Origin of the sequence: Segeticoccus rhizosphaerae (assembly GCF_005222685.1) — a bacterium.
GTDB classification, from domain to species: domain Bacteria; phylum Actinomycetota; class Actinomycetes; order Actinomycetales; family Dermatophilaceae; genus Segeticoccus; species Segeticoccus rhizosphaerae.
Genome location: NZ_SWMA01000085.1, coordinates 1 through 1,667, shown reverse-complemented (window position 1 = coordinate 1,667; position 1,667 = coordinate 1). Strand labels below are relative to the sequence as shown.

Genomic DNA, 1,667 nt, shown 5'->3' with positions numbered 1-1,667 from the left:
AGATCCCGCCGATGGCCGCCTACTTCACGAAGCCCCGCCGTTGGACCTCAAACCCCACCACCCCAAGGGACTCTCCTCTGCCAGCCACGTTCGGTGGCGACGATGCGCTTGGCGCGGCCGTCGTCGGGGTCGGGCTCGAGCGCGATGTACTCCTTGGACTCGAGCTCGCGTACGAGATCGTTGACAGCCTGCTTGCTGAGCCCCAGCCGGGCGCCGAGCTCTGAAGGACGCAGGTTCGACACGAGCATGTCACGCAGGATTGGCATGTGAACTGGCCGCAGGTCCTCGAAGCCGGCGGCCACAAGCCGCGGATGAAGGAACTGATCGAGCAGCACATCGCCCGCCGAGATCGCCGGCGACACCGCTGCGGCGGTCAGCCTCTACACCGATGACGTCGAACACGACGTCATCGGATCGCCGACCGGGCCTTTGCACGGCCCGACGGCCGCACAGGGCTTCTACGACCAGCTCACTGCTGACTTGGCCACCGAGCTGATGACCCCGACGCGCGAACAGTACGGCGAGGACTTCTGCGTGGACGAGCCCAAGCCACCGCCGTCGTCAAAGGCGCATTCGTTGGCATCCCCGGCAACGGCCGCAGGGTGACATTCCGGATGCTCCACGTCTGGGACTTCGACGCCATCAGCCGCGAGCAGGTCTGGCTCGACGGGGCCGCAATCGCCGCACAGCTCACAGCCCCGCAACATGATGCCGCGGCCGCCGTGCTCGAGCCGGCATAAGCCCTGCCTGCATGGCGCCGCGGCCGGCCCGCAGCGGCGGTAGCACCGCAGCGGGATCCGCTCGCGAAGCACCGGGCGGTGCGTCGAGAGGTTGACATGCAAGCAGCTCCTTGCCTATGGTTCTCGGCGTGGGAGACGTCTACAAGGCCCTGGCGGATCCCACCAGACGAGCCATTCTCGACGAACTCGCGGAGCGCGACGAGCAGACCCTGTTCGAGCTCTGCGCGCGGCTGATCAGCAAGCACGATCTCGCGTCGTCCCGGCAGGCGGTCTCGCAGCATCTCGACGTTCTGGAGGACGCCGGGCTGGTCACCACACGACGCGAGGGCCGATACAAGTTCCATCACCTCGACCGGCGACCGCTCCAGCGGCTCGCCGGTCGCTGGCTTCAACTCTCGGAGGAACCGTGAAGATCACCGTGACCAGTGTCCTGGTCGATGACCAGGCGAAGGCTCTGTCCTTCTACACCGACGTGCTGGGCTTCCAGAAGAAGACCGATGTCTCGGTCGGCGAGCATCGCTGGCTGACGGTCGTCTCGCCGGAGGTACCCGATGGCGTCGAGCTCCTGCTCGAGCCCGACGAGCACCCCGCGGCAAAGTCCTACAAGGCCGCACTCGCCGAGGACGGCATCCCGCTGGCGTCGTTCGGTGTCGACGACGTGGCCAGCGAGTACGAGCGGCTGCGTGGCCTTGGTGTCCGCTTCACCCAGGAACCCACAGCCATGGGCCCCGTGACCACCGCCGTACTGGACGACACCTGCGGCAATCTCATCCAGATCGCCCAGGCGGATTCAAGCGGTGGGTGCAACACCGTGTGGATCTGACTGTTCCGACAGTAGTTGGTCGAGGGCTTCGGCGGGGGTGCGCCAGCCGAGGCGTTTGCGGGGCCGGTCGTTGAGCTCGGCGGCGACCATGTCCAGGTAGCCCG

At 66.9% G+C, this 1,667-nt stretch carries 4 protein-coding genes and 1 pseudogene; 3 read left to right on the top strand and 2 right to left on the bottom strand.

Annotation, left to right across the window (positions count from 1 at the left end; translation table 11 throughout):
* Positions 1-47: 47 nt before the first annotated feature.
* The gene (locus tag FCN22_RS21390; protein ID WP_137123584.1) at positions 48-362 is read right to left on the bottom strand and encodes a MarR family winged helix-turn-helix transcriptional regulator; all 315 of its coding nucleotides are present in this window, start codon (positions 360-362) and stop codon (positions 48-50) included.
* 252 nt (positions 363-614) lie between these two features.
* Here FCN22_RS21390 and FCN22_RS22635 point away from each other — a divergent pair, with 252 nt between their 5' ends.
* The 3 genes from FCN22_RS22635 to FCN22_RS21380 all read left to right on the top strand — a co-directional run bounded on the left by FCN22_RS22635 (position 615) and on the right by FCN22_RS21380 (position 1,563).
* Entirely contained in the window at positions 615-740 is a 126-nt protein-coding gene (locus FCN22_RS22635) for a hypothetical protein (protein ID WP_274381666.1), read from the top strand.
* A gap of 128 nt (positions 741-868) precedes the next feature.
* Positions 869-1,150 (top strand): ArsR/SmtB family transcription factor, encoded by a 282-nt coding sequence (locus FCN22_RS21385; protein ID WP_202911738.1) that lies wholly within the window; start codon positions 869-871, stop codon positions 1,148-1,150.
* A complete protein-coding gene (locus FCN22_RS21380; RefSeq protein ID WP_137123582.1) occupies positions 1,147-1,563 on the top strand; it encodes a VOC family protein in 417 nt (138 codons plus the stop codon). Before FCN22_RS21385 ends, FCN22_RS21380 begins: the two co-directional genes overlap by 4 nt.
* On the opposite strand, the pseudogene FCN22_RS23010 reads toward FCN22_RS21380, so the two are convergent.
* Positions 1,531-1,667: pseudogene (locus tag FCN22_RS23010) on the bottom strand (IS30 family transposase); the annotation flags it as partial. The gene FCN22_RS21380 and the pseudogene FCN22_RS23010 overlap by 33 nt on opposite strands.

Bases quoted from the DNA above. Each gene is read 5' to 3' on its own strand.
- FCN22_RS22635 (WP_274381666.1), top strand. From the start codon at position 615: ATGCTCCACGTCTGGGACTTCGACGCCATCAGCCGCGAGCAGGTCTGG.